20 protein-coding genes are annotated in these 13851 nt (G+C 71.4%); 14 read left to right on the top strand and 6 right to left on the bottom strand.

All coding sequences use genetic code 11. The features are described 5' to 3' along the window. Positions 1-12 precede the first annotated feature (12 nt). The 14 genes from ABZ783_RS07110 to ABZ783_RS07045 all read left to right on the top strand — a co-directional run bounded on the left by ABZ783_RS07110 (position 13) and on the right by ABZ783_RS07045 (position 8855). Positions 13-600, top strand: a complete 588-nt coding sequence (locus ABZ783_RS07110; protein ID WP_357434963.1) for a hypothetical protein — start codon at positions 13-15, stop codon at positions 598-600. Then, positions 597-1004 (top strand): hypothetical protein, encoded by a 408-nt coding sequence (locus ABZ783_RS07105; RefSeq protein WP_357434962.1) that lies wholly within the window; start codon positions 597-599, stop codon positions 1002-1004. The genes ABZ783_RS07110 and ABZ783_RS07105 overlap by 4 nt, the downstream gene beginning before the upstream one ends. Positions 1005-1007: 3 nt before the next feature. Then, entirely contained in the window at positions 1008-1412 is a 405-nt protein-coding gene (locus ABZ783_RS07100) for a hypothetical protein (RefSeq protein ID WP_357434961.1), read from the top strand. 10 nt (positions 1413-1422) lie between these two features. Next, the gene (locus tag ABZ783_RS07095; protein ID WP_357434960.1) at positions 1423-1746 is read left to right on the top strand and encodes a hypothetical protein; all 324 of its coding nucleotides are present in this window, start codon (positions 1423-1425) and stop codon (positions 1744-1746) included. Between the two features lie 162 nt (positions 1747-1908). After that, the gene (locus tag ABZ783_RS07090) at positions 1909-2328 is read left to right on the top strand and encodes an HK97 gp10 family phage protein (RefSeq protein ID WP_357434959.1); all 420 of its coding nucleotides are present in this window, start codon (positions 1909-1911) and stop codon (positions 2326-2328) included. A 1-nt stretch (position 2329) separates the two neighbouring features. After that, positions 2330-3385 (top strand): hypothetical protein, encoded by a 1056-nt coding sequence (locus ABZ783_RS07085; protein ID WP_357434958.1) that lies wholly within the window; start codon positions 2330-2332, stop codon positions 3383-3385. Next, positions 3378-6716, top strand: coding sequence for a hypothetical protein (locus ABZ783_RS07080; RefSeq protein WP_357434957.1), 3339 nt, complete (start codon positions 3378-3380; stop codon positions 6714-6716). Before ABZ783_RS07085 ends, ABZ783_RS07080 begins: the two co-directional genes overlap by 8 nt. Before the next feature lie 30 nt (positions 6717-6746). After that, positions 6747-7025 carry a hypothetical protein gene (locus tag ABZ783_RS07075; RefSeq protein WP_357434956.1) on the top strand — a complete coding sequence of 93 codons (279 nt, stop codon included), beginning with the start codon at positions 6747-6749 and terminating at the stop codon, positions 7023-7025. Between the two features lie 9 nt (positions 7026-7034). Continuing rightward, positions 7035-7685, top strand: a complete 651-nt coding sequence (locus ABZ783_RS07070) for a hypothetical protein (protein ID WP_357434955.1) — start codon at positions 7035-7037, stop codon at positions 7683-7685. Continuing rightward, positions 7682-7981: a hypothetical protein gene (locus tag ABZ783_RS07065; protein ID WP_357434954.1), complete on the top strand. Its 300-nt coding sequence runs from the start codon at positions 7682-7684 to the stop codon at positions 7979-7981. Before ABZ783_RS07070 ends, ABZ783_RS07065 begins: the two co-directional genes overlap by 4 nt. Positions 7982-7991: 10 nt before the next feature. Next, positions 7992-8168 (top strand): hypothetical protein, encoded by a 177-nt coding sequence (locus ABZ783_RS07060; protein WP_357434953.1) that lies wholly within the window; start codon positions 7992-7994, stop codon positions 8166-8168. Between the two features lie 118 nt (positions 8169-8286). Continuing rightward, positions 8287-8481: a helix-turn-helix domain-containing protein gene (locus tag ABZ783_RS07055; RefSeq protein ID WP_357435301.1), complete on the top strand. Its 195-nt coding sequence runs from the start codon at positions 8287-8289 to the stop codon at positions 8479-8481. Positions 8482-8526: 45 nt separating this feature from the next. Beyond that, the gene (locus ABZ783_RS07050) at positions 8527-8682 is read left to right on the top strand and encodes a hypothetical protein (RefSeq protein WP_357434952.1); all 156 of its coding nucleotides are present in this window, start codon (positions 8527-8529) and stop codon (positions 8680-8682) included. Beyond that, the gene (locus ABZ783_RS07045) at positions 8667-8855 is read left to right on the top strand and encodes a helix-turn-helix domain-containing protein (protein ID WP_357434951.1); all 189 of its coding nucleotides are present in this window, start codon (positions 8667-8669) and stop codon (positions 8853-8855) included. The genes ABZ783_RS07050 and ABZ783_RS07045 overlap by 16 nt, the downstream gene beginning before the upstream one ends. Before the next feature lie 195 nt (positions 8856-9050). Here the strand turns inward: ABZ783_RS07045 and ABZ783_RS07040 are convergent, their stop codons facing one another. From ABZ783_RS07040 to mptB (ABZ783_RS07015), 6 genes are all read right to left on the bottom strand, one after another. Next, positions 9051-9455, bottom strand: coding sequence for a hypothetical protein (locus ABZ783_RS07040; RefSeq protein WP_357434950.1), 405 nt, complete (start codon positions 9453-9455; stop codon positions 9051-9053). Positions 9456-9687: 232 nt separating this feature from the next. Beyond that, positions 9688-10059: a hypothetical protein gene (locus tag ABZ783_RS07035; RefSeq protein WP_357434949.1), complete on the bottom strand. Its 372-nt coding sequence runs from the start codon at positions 10057-10059 to the stop codon at positions 9688-9690. Positions 10060-10127: 68 nt separating this feature from the next. Continuing rightward, complete coding sequence (locus ABZ783_RS07030) at positions 10128-10310, bottom strand: hypothetical protein (protein ID WP_357434948.1); 183 nt, start codon at positions 10308-10310, stop codon at positions 10128-10130. Further along, a complete protein-coding gene (locus ABZ783_RS07025; protein WP_357434947.1) occupies positions 10307-10603 on the bottom strand; it encodes a hypothetical protein in 297 nt (98 codons plus the stop codon). The genes ABZ783_RS07030 and ABZ783_RS07025 overlap by 4 nt, the downstream gene beginning before the upstream one ends. A 295-nt stretch (positions 10604-10898) precedes the next feature. Beyond that, a complete protein-coding gene (gene mptB / locus ABZ783_RS07020) occupies positions 10899-12398 on the bottom strand; it encodes a polyprenol phosphomannose-dependent alpha 1,6 mannosyltransferase MptB (protein WP_357434946.1) in 1500 nt (499 codons plus the stop codon). A 12-nt stretch (positions 12399-12410) separates the two neighbouring features. After that, on the bottom strand, positions 12411-13814 hold the full coding sequence (gene mptB, locus ABZ783_RS07015) for a polyprenol phosphomannose-dependent alpha 1,6 mannosyltransferase MptB (protein ID WP_357435300.1): 1404 nt from the start codon (positions 13812-13814) through the stop codon (positions 12411-12413). Positions 13815-13851: the final 37 nt, after the last annotated feature.

Here is a 13851-nt window from a genome sequence, read left to right as displayed (position 1 = left end):
GCGGACTGACCGATGGCATGGGCGCCGGCGTACGTGAGCGCGGAGGATCTGAAGTCCTTCGTGCGCGTCGCTGACGCCGTCGACGACCCGCAGGTGGCCTTGGCAGTCGAGGCCGCCTCGCGGGCCGTCGACAGCCAGTGCAGGCGGCAGTTCGGGAAGGTTGACGCTCCGGCGGCCCGCCGGTACACGGCGCAGCTTGAGTGCGGCCGGTGGGTGGTGGACATCGACGACCTGATGTCCACCACTGGCCTGGCTGTGACTGTGCCCGGCGGAACCGTCACCGGGTACGACCCGGAGCCGGTTAACGCCGCCGCTGACGGTCGGCCTTGGACGCGGCTGGTCATCAGCGGATCCAGGCTGCCCACCGGCGCGGCGAACGAGGTGACCGTCACCGCAGCGTGGGGTTGGACGGCGGTGCCGGAGGCGGTGAAGCAGGCGACGCTGCTGCAGGCGTCCCGGTTCCTCGCCCGCCGGGACTCGCCGTACGGGATCGCCGGCTCCCCGGATGCCGGCTCGGAGGTGCGGTTGCTGGCCCGGGTCGACCCGGACGTGGCCGTGATCCTCGGCCCGTACGTGCGGCGGGGGTGGGTGTTCGCATGAACCTCGAAGACGTCGCCGACGAGATCTCGACCGCGCTGAAGACCATCGACGGGCTGCGGGTGCCGCCGTGGGGCGTCGAGAAGATCAGCCCGCCTGCGGCGCTGATCCTGCTGCCCGAGCGCATCGAGTACGACGGCACCTACCAGCGGGGCACCGACAAGTACCCGGACGTGGAAGTCGTCGTCCTGGTCGCCAACCCGGCGCAGCCGGCCGCCCGCCGCGCGGTCGCCAAGTACGCCGACGGGTCCGGGCCGCAGAGCGTGAAGGCCGCGATCGAGGCGCACGAGTACACCAGCTGCGACGTGGTGCATGTGGCGTGGGCGGAGTTCGCCGACGCCAAGTACGCCGGCACGGACTACCTGGCGGCGATCTTCCATCTGGTCATCAGCGGAAAGGGCGCATAGGCGATGGCTGAGGTTCACGGCAAGAAGACCGTCATCAAGGTCGCCACCAAGGACATCTCGCCGTACTGCAAGACGTCGTCGTACGAGGGCAGCGCGGACGTGCACGACATCACCGGCTACGGCAAGGACGCCAAGGTCAAGGCCGGCGGGCTGATCGACGGCAAGTTCACCTGCGGCGGCACCTACGACAACACCGCGTCGACCGGGCCGCGGGCCGCGCTGAAGCCGCTGCTCGGGACCACCGTGGCGGTGATCCGGATGCCGGAGGGCACGGGCACCGGCAAGCCGCAGGACGCCTTCAGCGCCGTCCTGTCCAAGTACGTGGAGACCGCGCCGGTGGACGACATGGTGTCGTGGTCGGCCGAGTTCGAGATCTCCGACGTCGTCACCACCACCACCCAGGCGTAAGGGAAGAACGATGGCGCACCTGACCCGTGACCAGATCCTGGCCCGCAAGATCGGCAAGGGCACGGCCACGCTCCCCGACGGCTCCACCGTGGCGATCCGGGCGCTGACCCGCGACGAAGTCCTCGAGGCCCAGGAGAGCGGCCGCAGCCTGGCCGACCGGGACAACTTCATCATCAGTCGGGGCATGACCGACCCGAAGCTGACGGAGGAGGAGGTCGCGGCGTGGGCGGCGGAAGCCGACGCGGGTGACCTGACGTCCGTGTCGGACGGGATCGCCGTGCTGTCCGGACTGAAGCCGGGCGCCGGCAAGGAGTCGACCAAAAGCCCTGCTTGAGGACGATGACCTGCACTTCGAGTTCTTCCTGGCGCAGAAGCTCGGCATGACGGTGGCCCGGTTGCGGGCCGAGATGACCCAGCAGGAATTCCTCTACTGGACGCGGTACTACGCGCTGAAGGCGCAGCGGGAAGAGCTGGAACGGGCGAAGGCGGGGGTGTGATGAGCGAGGTCGCGAAGATCCGGGTGACCGGGCTGCGTGATTTCCAGCGCGCCCTGCGTGACATGGACGCTGGCCTGCCCAAGCAGCTACGCCTGGCGCTCAACGAGGCCGCCAACGAGGTCATCGACTACGCGCAGCCGCGTGTCCCCCGAAAGACCGGCGCAGCTGCGGCGTCGCTGAAGGCCCGGTCCAGCCAGCGGGAGGCCCGCATCGCCGCCGGCGGACGCCGCGCCCCGTACTACCCGTGGTTGGACTTCGGCGGGGAAGGCCGCATCAAGGGCCGCCCGGCCAAGCGCGAGTTCATCAAGTCGGGCCGGTACGTCTACAAGGGCCTTGAGGTGCGCCGAGACCGGGTCACCGAGATCATGTCCAACGCTCTGGCCCAGCTGGCCCGTGACGCGGGGCTGGAGGTGTCCTGACATGGCCAACCAGATCACGATGACCTTCGCCGGCGAGGACAAGCCGCTCGTTGACTCGTTCGGCCGGGTCGGCGGCGCCGCCCGCGACATGGGCCGCGAGGTCGATGCTGCCGGGTCGTCGTTCGACCGGGTCGGTGAGACCGCGGACACCGTCGACACCCGGGCGATGGGCTTCCGGGACACCCTCACCGGTATCCAGGACTCGTTCCTCGGGTTGAAGGCGGTCACCTCGGGTGACATCGGGTTCGAGTCGCTGCTGACCCTCGGCGCCGGTGTCGGTGACCTCGGGTCGGCGTTCTACAACTTCCTGATCCCGTCGCTGAAGAGCAGCGTCGCCTGGCTGAAGACGACGAAGGTCGGCACGATCGCCACGGAGGTGGCGCAGAAAGCTGCGGCGCTCGGATCGAAGATCTGGGCCGGTGCCCAGTGGCTGCTGAACGCTGCCCTGTCGGCCAACCCCATCGGCCTGGTGGTCATCGCGATCGCCGCCCTCGTCGCCATCGTGGTGCTAATCGCCACCAAGACCACATGGTTCCAGGACCTGTGGAAATGGGTGTGGGGCAAGATCGGCGACCCGGTGAAGAAGGCGTGGGACTGGATCAAGTCCTTCACGACGAAGGCGTTCGATTGGTACATCAGCTTGCCCGGCAAGATTTGGAACGCCTTCAAGAAGATCGGCGGCTACATCTCGGCACCGTTCAAGGCCGGCTTCAACGCTGTGGCCCGCGCGTGGAACGCCACGATCGGCCGCCTGTCGTGGACAGTCCCGTCGTGGATCCCGGGCATCGGCGGTAACTCCATCGGCGCCCCGCAGCTGCCGACGTTCCACGCCGGTGGTCGGGTGCCGGGTGCCCCCGGCCAGGAGGTCCTGGCGCTGCTGCAGGCCGGCGAGACCGTGAGCTCGGCGGCCGGCGGCGGTGTGACGCGGGTCGAGGCGAGCGGCGGCAGCAGCAGCACCCTGGAGCAGCTGCTCATCGAGTGGCTGCTGTTCGCGATCCGTACCGGCAAGCTCAAGCTGACCGTGCACGGCAACCGGGTGGCGGTCGCCAATGGGTAGGCAGGACCTGGCCGTCGAGCTGTACTACGGCGGGGCGTGGCAGCCGGCACCCGCCTACGTGCGTGACCCGGCCACCACGACCCGGGGCCGCGGTGAAGAGTCCGGCGGCGTCACCCCGTCCACGCTTAGCGGCACCCTCGACAACCGGACGGGTGCCTACAACCCACGCAACGCGTCGTCGCCGCTGTACGGCCTCGTCGGCCGGAACACGCCGATCCGGTCCGGGCTGGACCTGGCGGTCGAGTCGTTCGGCGCACCGTCGGTGTCGGGGTGGCCGGGCTGGACGGTGTCCGGGTCGGCGGCGGCCGACTTCACGATCAGCGGCGGGCTGGGCCGGCACGCGCAGCCGTTGAAGAACATCGTGCGGGTGGCGCGGCTCGCCGAGGACCGGCGCGACGTCGAGCAGGTGACCGAGGTCAGCATTCCGGCCGTGGCGGTGGGGGCGTCGGCGGTGGTCGGGCACGTCGCCCGCCACAACGGGTCGGACTACTACTGGTTCAGGTTGGAGTTCGACGTCGGCGGCACGATCAGCGCGAAGATCTCCCGCACGTTCACCGAGCTGGCCGCCCGCTCCGGCATACCCGGCCTCACCTACACCGCCGGCCAGTCGTACACGATCCGGTCCAGCGTCACCGGTTCCCGCCTCGCGATCCGGGTGTGGCCGACCGGCACCCCGGAACCGTCCGCGTGGACCCTGACCGCGTTCGACACCGGCAGCAGCGCCATCACCGCCGCGGGCCGGTACGGGCTCGCGTCGTGGGTGGTGGGCGGGAACTCGAACACCACTGAGGTCCGCTTCGACAACTACCGGGCCGTCGACCGCCGGTTCGTGGGCGAGGTCGCCTCGTGGAAGCCCGGCCGCACGGTCAGCTTCGACCCGGTCACCGGGACGAAGGGTGACGCGTGGACCGGGATCGAGGCGGGCGGGATCCTGCGCCGACTCGCGCAGGGCGCGGCGCCGAGCAAGTCGGCGCTGCGCCGCACCACCGAGGCCACCGGGCCGGCCGCCTACTGGCCGATGGAGGACGGGTTCGCGGCCGGGCAAGCGGCGTCCGTGCTGCCGGGCCAGCCGCCGCTGTCCGTGTCCGGACCGCTGCCTGAGTTCAAGGCGGTGGACGACTTCCAGGACCCGTTCGATACGATCCGCTACGGCACGTCGGCGCTCGCCGACCTGGCCAACGGCGCACGGCTGCGTGCCTTCACAGCTGGCACTACGGGGACGTCGTCGACGTGGACCGTGGGCGTCGCCGCTGGCGGGCTCGACCCGGCGAACATCTCCAAGGACGTCGACCTGCTGGAGTGGGAAACCCCGGGCGGCACGTACGTGAGGTGGCGGCTGCGCTTCCTGAAGGCGGCCACCCGCGCGCAGGTGCTCGGCTACACCGCCGACGGCGCGGAGTTCCTGTTCATCGAGCGCATCGGCGTGAACATCGGCTTCGGGCCCCGGTACGTGTCGGGCCGGCAGATCGGGTCGACGCTGACCATCGACCTGTACGACACGGCCGGCGCCACCCCCGACCAGACGTTCACGACCGCGGCGACGAATGCGGCCATCACCAGCATCGCCGTGAACGCGTCCGGCGCTACCTCCACCGCACCGATGCCGGTCGGCCACGTGGCGGTGTGGGCGGCCGGCGCGCCGCCGGCGGTACTCGCCTCCACCGTCGACGCGTACGGCGTGCTGGTGTACGGGCCGTGGGCGAGCTGGCACAACGAGGCGGCCACCAACCGGCTGGTGCGGGTTGCCGCCGAGGCGGGTGTCACGGTGGAGATGCCGCCGGTGCCGGCCGACGGAGTGCGGCGGATGGGGTGGCAGCCGACCGCGACGCTTGAGGATCTGGTCGGGCAGTGCGTCGACGTGGACGGCGGGATCCTGTACGAGCCGCGGGACGGGCTGACGCTCGCCTACCGGCCGTTGGACAGCCTTTACAACCAGACGCCGAAGCTGACCATCGACTGGGCTGCCGGTCAGGTCGCCCCACCGTTCGACCCGGTGGTTGACGACCTGGCCGTCCGTAACGACGTCACGGCCAAGCGCGCCGAGGGGTCATCGGCGCGGGCGGTGCAGACCAGCGGCCCGCTCGCCGCGTTGCCGCCGCCGGCCGGGGTCGGCGTGTACGACACGTCGCTTGACTTCAACCTGGCCGATGACAGCCGTTTGGCCGATCTGGCCTGGTGGGCGGTCGGCAAGGGCACCGTCGACGAGATGCGGGTTTCGCGGGTGACCGTGGATCTGCTCGCCCAGCCCGCGCTGGCGGCCGCCGCGGCGGCCGTGGACGTCGGGGACCGCATCGCGGTGGTCGGGCTGCCCGCGGACATGGGGTCCAACCGGGCTGACCTGATCGTGCTCGGCTACACCGAGACGACCGGCTCCCACACGCGCACGATCACGTTCAACTGCGCGCCGGCCAGGCCGTATGACGTGGCGGTGGTGGACGGCCCGCAGCGGGTCGCCGCCGACGGATCGGCGCTCGTCACGTCGCTGGCGACCAACGCCCCGACGTTGCTGCTGAGCTCGGCGCCGGCCAACGGGCCGTGGACCACCGATGCGTCGGACATGCCGCTCGAGATGAGGGTCGGCGGGGAACAGATCCGCATCTCGGCGATCGCCCCGTCCGTGGTCGACGCGTTCGGCCGGTCCACCGCCAGCGGGTGGGGTACCGCCGACTCCGGCCAGGTGTGGATCACAACGGGCGGGGCGGCTGCCGACTACAGCGTGTCCGGCGGCACCGCCCGCCAGGTCCACAACGGCGTCGGCGTGCTGCATCACTCGTTCGTAGCCCCGGGCGGGTCGCGGAACTTCACCATGGTGACCGACGTGATGATCCCGGTCATGCCGGCTGGTGCGGGGATCACCGTGTGGGCGGTGGTGCGGGACGAGGGCACCAGCGACTACTACGCGGCACAGCTGAATGTGCTGCCGAGCGGGGCGACCACGCTGAACTGGTTCAAACGGGTTGGCGGTTCCCTGTCGGGGCTGGGGTCCGCCGTCAATGTGGGCACCAACGCGTCGGGCACGTGGTGGCGGATCAGCGCGGCAGCGTACGGCACCTCGCTGCTGGCGAAGGCGTGGATCCCGCCGGCGCCAGAGCCGGGATGGCAGGCGATCGCCGACGATTCGTCGATCGCGGCGGGCACCCAGGTCGGCATCCTGTCCCGGCTGGAGACCGGCAACACGAACACCCTGCCGGTGACGGTGTTCGTCGACAACTTCGCGGTGATCAGTCCGCAGACGGCCACGATCCAGTCCCGCGCCCTCAACGGCGTCGCGAGGGTCTGGCCGGCGGGCACTGAGGCGGACGTGTGGTTCCCGGCGTATGCGGCCCTGTGAGGAGATGAGATGGCGAACCTTCAGCCCGGCATGAAGATCACCCCGCAGCGGTCCCGGGGTTTCCAGGCGAACGTTGTGTCGTGGTCGACCAGCTCGTCTACCTCGTCGGGAACGATCACCGTCAACTTCAGCCCCGCGTTCGCGGCGATGCCCTCGTTCACGTGCCAGGTCGTCAGCCCTGCGGGCGCCGCGATCCGGGCCACCATCCGGGTGATCTCGGTTACCGCCTCTCAGGCGCAGCTGACGGTGGACCTCAATGCCAGCGCGACAACCTCGGGCACCGTCCACTGGACCGCCAACGAGATCTAGGAGCAGACGATGACCGCCCCCTACCTGGCTCCGTCGCTGGCGGTGCTCCGCGCCGAGATCAACCAGCGGTGGCCGAACCGCGACCGCACGTCGGACGGGTGGATCGGCGACACCGCCCACCAGGCGCAGGGCTCCCGCAGCGACCACAACCCCAACGCCCGCGGGTCGGTCGACGCGATCGACGTCGACGAGGACGGCCTCGACTTCGCCGTGGTGTTCGCCGCCATCAAGCGGCACCCGTCCGCCCGCTACGTCATCTACGAGCGGAAGCTCTACCACCGGCTGCGCGGCTGGAAGCCCGAGCCCTACACCGGCCCGAACCCGCACGACAAGCACTTCCACCTCAGCATCGATCAGACACGCGAGGCGGAACAGAACACTCGACCCTGGGGAGTGAAGAAGGCCATGACCGTCGACGAGTTCCTGAAGCTGCTCGCGGACCCGCGCGTGCTCGCGTTCTTCCGGTCGGCGCCCTGGAATCAGGAGGTGGGCCGATCCGGCAAGTCGACCCACGACGTGCTGTTCGCCGACATGCGCGGGCAGCTCGGCAAGGTCGACGAGGCGGTGAAGGGCCTCGCCGCCCGGCCGGCCGTCGCCGTCGATTACGACCAGCTGGCCGACGCGATCGTCCGGCGGGTGCTGACCCCTCCAGCGTCGTGACCACCAGCCCCTTCGCAGAGCCACCACCGGGCGGTAACGACGGCACCACCGTCCTGATCATGCTCGCCCGGGTGGAAGGCAAGCTCGACGTGATCGCCGCCCAGCACAGCGCCAAGCTCGACGAGCACGCCCGCCGCCTCGACGACCATGGCCGCCGGGTTGATGAGGTCGATGACCGGGTGCGTCAGTTGGAGATCCGCCCCACGGTCACCCCGGCGAAGATGCTCACCGCTGTCGTCGGCGCCACGGCGGTCATCGCCGCCGTCAGCCCCTTCCTCGACCGCCTCTACTCCTGAGGAGCCCCCCATGAACTGGAAGCCGTACGCGAAGGCGGTTGTCGCCGGGCTGCTCGCCGGGCTCGGCGCGCTCGGCACCGCCCTGGTCGACAACACCGTGACCCCGGCAGAGTGGGTGGGCGTCGCCAGCGTCACCCTCGCCACCCTGGGCGCTGTGTACGCCGTGCCAAACCGGCCGGCGGCGTGAGCCCGGGCCAGCCGCGCCCGGGCGGGCCACCGGGACCGGTCGGACCCAGCGGGCCGCGACCGAAGTGAGGTCGCATGGATGATTCCCGGATGGGTAGATCCAGGAATCATCCGTGGCGATGAACAAGATGATGGACAAGGCCCAACTCGCCGAGATGCTAGGCGTCCCGGTCAGCTGGGTGACTAAGGCGATTACAGCGCGGACTCTGCCTATCACCTGGGTTGGCCGGTACGCCCGGTTCGATCCGGATGACATCAAGGCATGGCTCGCCAGCAACAAGTCGATGCCCGAGTCGCTTCGCAGAGGGAAGTGATGCGGGGTGGTTCCCCGGCATGCTTGCTGGGGAACCACCCTTCACATGACCGGTAAGCACATCGAACCTCTCGACCCGGATTCTCCCGCTGGCCGCGCCGCCGCCGAGGCCATCAGCCAGGGGCTCGCCGAGATTCAGGTTGCCATCTGGCGGCGCGAAGCCGCACGCGAGGCAGAGGCCAGACGGTGGACGACTACCTGACGGTCGTCGAGGTGGCGGCGCTGATACGCGTCCACAAGCAGACCGTGTATCGGCTCATCTGGGCAGGGGAGCTGCCGGTGATCGACATCGGTAGCGGCAAGAAGCGCCCGCGGCTGCGGGTCCGCCGCAGCGGGGTGGACCAGTTCATGGCGCGTCGCGAGCGAGGCGCATGATCCCGCCAGCACCGGGGGTACGCGCCACCTGCGTACCCCCGAACCGCCGTCTGCCAGCGCATACTGGCCACATGGACGACGAGCCCACGTTCTACTGGCTTCCGACGCAGCGCCCGCCGTGGTGGCGGCAGCTACTCGCCTTCATCCGTTACTACGGCTGGACGAGGGTGGTCCACTGGAGGCGGTACCACGGCGCTACTGCGCGGTGACCAGCGTGCAGAGCACTTCCTTCCTGCCGTAGCGCCTGTCGCGGTTCCGGACGCCGTCGTCGATGAGGCAGCCGAACCTGTCCTCCGGGTGTCCGGAGACGTGCATCATGACCTCGATCTTGGAACCGCACTCGTAGACGATCTTCTTGCTCCAGCCCTTGGCGATGCTCTTGTCAGTCCTCCAGTCGCCAAGGCCCGTGCCGACTCGGCTGGCGCGCATCCGCACGCTGTACGGCCCGCTGGCGTCGGTCACCGTTGCCGTGACCGCGCACGGCTTCTTGGGCGGCAGCTTGTCTGTCGGTGGCCGGTTGCTGCCTTCCTTGCATCCGCCTTCGGCACCCATCATCGCGGACACCAGGGCGACCGCGGCCAGCAGCTTGACGGCCCGCATCGGTCGGTGAACGAACATGGTCAGACCTCCTGAGTCTGGTACTCGCCAGTCGAGTTGTCGGGGCGGCATCGGCTCGGCAGCGGAAGCGGTGTGCGCCGCGACCACTGCGCACCCAACATGCGCACGTCGATGTCGCACCAGGTGCCGTCACGGGCCACCCGCACCACTGCGATGTGGAGCGGGACCGGCCAGTCGGGGTGTGACCAGACCAGCCGGTCCCCGCGGCGCACGGTCACTCGCCGCGGCCCCGTTCCCGTAGCCACGCCTCTATCTCGACGACGACCTGCCCCGGGTCGACGTCGCCGAGCGGGGTGACGCCGGCCGCGTCGGCGACGTCGAGCAGGTCGTCGACGCCCCACTCGCGGGCCAGCCGCTGCACCGCGTCGATGCCCTCCCCGCACGCCTCGGCGAGCTGCCGGAACCGTTCCGGGTCCGCGGCCTGCGCCCGGCGCATCAGCTCGAGGTCGACGTCGACCACCTCGCCGCCGTCACCGTGGTCGGAACCATGGTTCCGGTCGAGATCGGAAGAGTTCTTCCGCCCGTTGAGCTCCCCGCACCGGTAGCCGGTCTCGAACGTGGCGTCCAGCTGCTCGCCGGTGTACATCCGCCGAGCCCTGGCCCGCTGGGCCGGCCGCCGGGTCGTCGACGGCCGCCACCACCGTTCCGCCCGGCTCACCGGTCGCCCCCGTCGGCGTACAGGAACCCGAACAGGGCCTGCTGCAACTCGACCAGGTCGGCACCGGTCGGCGGCGGGTAACCCCGTGTGGTCAGGGCGTCGGTGACGTCGATGACCAGACCGAACGTGAACCGCGGGTCAGTGGCCGGGCGGGGCAGCGGGTAGTTGCGCTCGCTCATCGGGCACCACCCTTCGCCGCGTCGAGCAGGCGGCCGAGCTGGTGCCGCAACACCCGCGCCTGCGAGATCGGCAGGTACACGTAGCCGACCTCCCCGTCGACGGTGCTCTCCAGCACCACGGACGGGTCGGGGAGCTGCCACGCCTGCTCCAGCCACACCCGTACCGCGTCGTGGGCGTCGCCGGTGGTGGCGGCCAGGGGCTTGCTGTGATGGATGCCGTCAACGCGGCAAATGTTGCCCTTCAGGCACCAGCGCGGGTGCTCGACCTGGGCAGGGTCGGTACGGTGTTCCATTGGGTCGCCTCCTGGGGGCGATCAAGGGCCCGGCCGGTGTTGCGATCACCGAGTCCGGGCCCGCCTACTTGGGCGGGTCCGCAACCAGTCCGCAGGAAGTCCGCAAACGGCCAACGCTGGCCAACGGACGGGCGGACTGTTTGCCCAGGTCAGACGGGGTATCCAACGGCAGTCAACGCGCACCAACGCGCGGAGGAAGTTCGCCATGTACTTCGACTGCTGACCGGGCACTCCATCAGCACCGGCCGGGCCGGCTCCGCGACCGCGGGGCCGGCCCGGCCGTCCGCGTACGTGGTCAGCCGGCTCGTCGGGCCAACGCCACCCGCACCGCCCGGACCGCCAGCAGCACGACCAGGGCGGTCATCAGGAGCGCCCCCGGGGCCTTGGTGAACCGGGCCAGGTTGGTGCCGTCCGGCAGGGTGAGGCAGGAGGCCACCGCGCAGGGCGCCACGAACCAGACGGTCCGGGCCAACGGCACCGTCGCCACCGCGAGCAGCGCCAGCGGCCAGGTCGCGTACCAGGGGTGGAAGACCGGGGCGAGCAGCACGGTGGCGGCCAGCGCCAGGCCGGCCCCGAGGAGCGCCACCCGGGGCCGGGCGACGGCCAGCCGGACGGCCCGCTGTCGGACGTCGTTGAGCCGGCGCAGCCCGGTCCAGGCCCGCCACCAGAGCGCCACCAGCAGCACCGCGAGCAGCGCCAGCGCGACGAGCCGGACCACCGGCACGGCGTGCGGCTCCTGCCCGAACAGGCCGCCCACGTAGTCGGCCACGAACCCCACCGCCGTCGGCGGCGAGGTCCACTGCTTCGAGTCGCCGCTGTGCGCGAGGCCGCCCACCCAGCCCAGGCCTAGCCCGGTGGCCAGGGAGGTGACCAGCAGCGCCGCCAGCACGCCCGCGGCCAGCCAGCCCGCGTCGCGCAGCAGCACGCGCAGCGTGTAGCGGCCCAGCACCGCGGCGAGCGCGGCGAACGGGAGCACCACCACGGCAACCGCCTTCACCGACACGGCCAGCCCCAGCAACACCCCGGCCACCACCAGCGCCCGGGGCTTGCCCGGCCGGCGGACCAGCACCAGCAGGCCGAACAGGAGCAGCCCCAGCCCGAGCGCGTCGTTGTGCGCGCCGGCGACCAGGTGCACCCCGACCAGCGGGCAGGCCAGCGCCAGCCAGGCCGCGCGCCGGGTCGGCACGCCGGCCGCGCGGGCCAGGCCGGGCAGGCAGAGCGCGGCCAGCAGCACCCCGGCCACCGCGATCACCCGCAGCAGCACGATCGCCCCGACCAGGCCGCCCCCGAGCAGCACCGCGAGGCCGGCCAGCAGGACGAAGAACGGCCCGTACGGCGCCGGGGTGGCCCGCCAGATCGGCGTCACGGTGTCGGTCCAGGGGCATCCGGCCGCCGCCACCCCGACCCGGTACGGATCGGCGCCGTGCGTCCACGACCAGCCCTGGCAGACGTACGAGTAGACGTCCCGGCTGCCCATCGGCGGCGCGGCCAGCAGCGGCAGCGCCCACAGGCCGGCGGTCACGTACGCCCACCGGGTCGACGGGGCGCCCCAGCGCAGCGACCACCAGGCGCCCACCAGCAGCGCCGTGCCGACCAGCCAGCAGCCGAGGGTCGACGGCCCGTAGGTGGCGTGCCAGAGGCCGGAGAGGGTGGTGCGCAGCGGGGCGTCGGGCAGCGCGCCGCCCAGCCAGGCGGCGACGGTCAGCAGCACCGCGCCGGCGAGCCCGGCGTACCGGGCGATCCCGGCGGCGACCGGGTGGGCCGGCCCGCCGGGCACCGAGCCGGGCTCGCTCACCGGCACTTCTCCTCAGTCTGCAGGAACCGGTTGACGTTCCGCCCGAGCCGACCGTACCAACCGGACGGCCACCACGATCACGAACAGCGTCATCAGGGGGGCACCCGGCATCTTGGTGTACCGAGGTAAACCGGTGCCGTCGGCCAGCACCAGGAAAGACGACACCAGGGCGACGATCACGAACCAGCCGGTCCGGCGGGCGGTCGCGGCGAGCACGGCCAGCGGCCAGGTCCAGTACCAGGGGTGAAACAGCGGGGAGAGCGCCACGGTCGCGACCAGCGCCAGGGCGGCGTGCCAGAACGGATCTTGGCGGCGGAACGCGCGGAACCAGAGCCAGAGCAGCACCGCACCGAGCACCACCACGGCCAGGCCCCGGGTGACCGGTAGCGCGTCGACGTGCGCGCCGAACGGCACCGCCAGGTAGCCGATCGTCTGCCCCACCGCGGTCGGCGGAGAGGTCCAGGCGACCACCAGCCCGCCCTGCTCCAGGCCGCTGATGAAGCCGAGGCCCAAACCGGCGGCGAGGGTCGCGGCGACCACCGCGGCCAGCGCCCCGCCGGCCACCCACCCGCCCTGGCGGACCAGCGCGCGGATCCGGTACGGCCCGACGATCGCGGCCAGCGCCGCGAACGGCACCACGACCAGCGCGGTGACCTTGATCGCGCCGGCCAGCCCGAGCAGCACCCCACCGGCCAGCAGCGGCAGCGGGCGGCCGGGCCGGGCGGCCACCACCGCCAGCCCGGCGATGAGCAGGCCCACCATGATCGCGTCGTTGTGCGCGCCGGAGATCAGGTGCACGGGCACCAGCGGGCCGGCCAGCGCCAGCCAGAGCGCCCGCTGCGGCGGCACCCCGCAGCGGCGGGCCAGCACCGGCAGGGACACGGCGGCCAGCGCCACCCCGGCCACGGCAAGCACCCGGAACAGCGCGACGCTGGCGGCCAGCGAGCCGGCGGCGGTCACCACCGCCCCGGAGATCATCACGAACAGCGGTCCGTACGGGGCGGGGGTATCCCGCCAGATGTACGAGATGGTGTCCAGCCACGGGCAGGGCAGGGCGGAGACGCCCTGTTCGTACGGGTTGATCCCGGCGGCGTAGCTGGCGCCCTGGCAGGCGTACGCGTACGCGTCCCGGCTGCCGAGCGGCGGCGTGACCAGCATCGGCAGCAGCCAGAGCCCGATCGTGACGAGCACCCAGCGAGTCGACGGCACCCGGTCGCGCAGCGACCACCAGGCCCAGCCCAGCAGCGCCGTGCCGGCCAACCAGCTGCTGATGATCAACGGCCCGTGCGGGCCCTGCCAGATGCTGACGGGGGTGGGGCGCAGGTCGCCGTACGGCAGCGCGCCGCCGAAGAAGGCGGCCACGGCGAGCAGCACGGAGCCGACCAGCCCGATCCAGCGCGAGAGGTGGTGAGGCACATCGGACATGCTGCCAGTACGGTGGGTCGCGATCAGG

Origin of the sequence: Micromonospora sp. NPDC047738 (assembly GCF_040642675.1) — a bacterium.
Lineage (GTDB): Bacteria > Actinomycetota > Actinomycetes > Mycobacteriales > Micromonosporaceae > Micromonospora.
The sequence above is the reverse complement of the archived record's forward strand: the minus strand, read 5'-3'. Positions and strand labels throughout refer to the sequence as shown.

What these genes read in the sequence shown, in the direction of transcription:
- ABZ783_RS07110 (WP_357434963.1), top strand. Translation starts at nt 13, where the DNA reads ATGGCATGGGCGCCGGCGTACGTGAGCGCGGAGGATCTGAAGTCCTTC.
- ABZ783_RS07105 (WP_357434962.1), top strand. Translation starts at nt 597, where the DNA reads ATGAACCTCGAAGACGTCGCCGACGAGATCTCGACCGCGCTGAAGACC.
- ABZ783_RS07100 (WP_357434961.1), top strand. Translation starts at nt 1,008, where the DNA reads ATGGCTGAGGTTCACGGCAAGAAGACCGTCATCAAGGTCGCCACCAAG.
- ABZ783_RS07095 (WP_357434960.1), top strand. Translation starts at nt 1,423, where the DNA reads ATGGCGCACCTGACCCGTGACCAGATCCTGGCCCGCAAGATCGGCAAG.
- ABZ783_RS07090 (WP_357434959.1), top strand. Translation starts at nt 1,909, where the DNA reads ATGAGCGAGGTCGCGAAGATCCGGGTGACCGGGCTGCGTGATTTCCAG.
- ABZ783_RS07085 (WP_357434958.1), top strand. Translation starts at nt 2,330, where the DNA reads ATGGCCAACCAGATCACGATGACCTTCGCCGGCGAGGACAAGCCGCTC.
- ABZ783_RS07080 (WP_357434957.1), top strand. Translation starts at nt 3,378, where the DNA reads ATGGGTAGGCAGGACCTGGCCGTCGAGCTGTACTACGGCGGGGCGTGG.
- ABZ783_RS07075 (WP_357434956.1), top strand. Translation starts at nt 6,747, where the DNA reads ATGAAGATCACCCCGCAGCGGTCCCGGGGTTTCCAGGCGAACGTTGTG.
- ABZ783_RS07070 (WP_357434955.1), top strand. Translation starts at nt 7,035, where the DNA reads ATGACCGCCCCCTACCTGGCTCCGTCGCTGGCGGTGCTCCGCGCCGAG.
- ABZ783_RS07060 (WP_357434953.1), top strand. Translation starts at nt 7,992, where the DNA reads ATGAACTGGAAGCCGTACGCGAAGGCGGTTGTCGCCGGGCTGCTCGCC.
- ABZ783_RS07055 (WP_357435301.1), top strand. Translation starts at nt 8,287, where the DNA reads ATGAACAAGATGATGGACAAGGCCCAACTCGCCGAGATGCTAGGCGTC.
- ABZ783_RS07050 (WP_357434952.1), top strand. Translation starts at nt 8,527, where the DNA reads ATGACCGGTAAGCACATCGAACCTCTCGACCCGGATTCTCCCGCTGGC.
- ABZ783_RS07040 (WP_357434950.1), bottom strand. Translation starts at nt 9,455, where the DNA reads ATGCGGGCCGTCAAGCTGCTGGCCGCGGTCGCCCTGGTGTCCGCGATG.
- ABZ783_RS07035 (WP_357434949.1), bottom strand. Translation starts at nt 10,059, where the DNA reads ATGTACACCGGCGAGCAGCTGGACGCCACGTTCGAGACCGGCTACCGG.
- ABZ783_RS07030 (WP_357434948.1), bottom strand. Translation starts at nt 10,310, where the DNA reads ATGAGCGAGCGCAACTACCCGCTGCCCCGCCCGGCCACTGACCCGCGG.
- ABZ783_RS07025 (WP_357434947.1), bottom strand. Translation starts at nt 10,603, where the DNA reads ATGGAACACCGTACCGACCCTGCCCAGGTCGAGCACCCGCGCTGGTGC.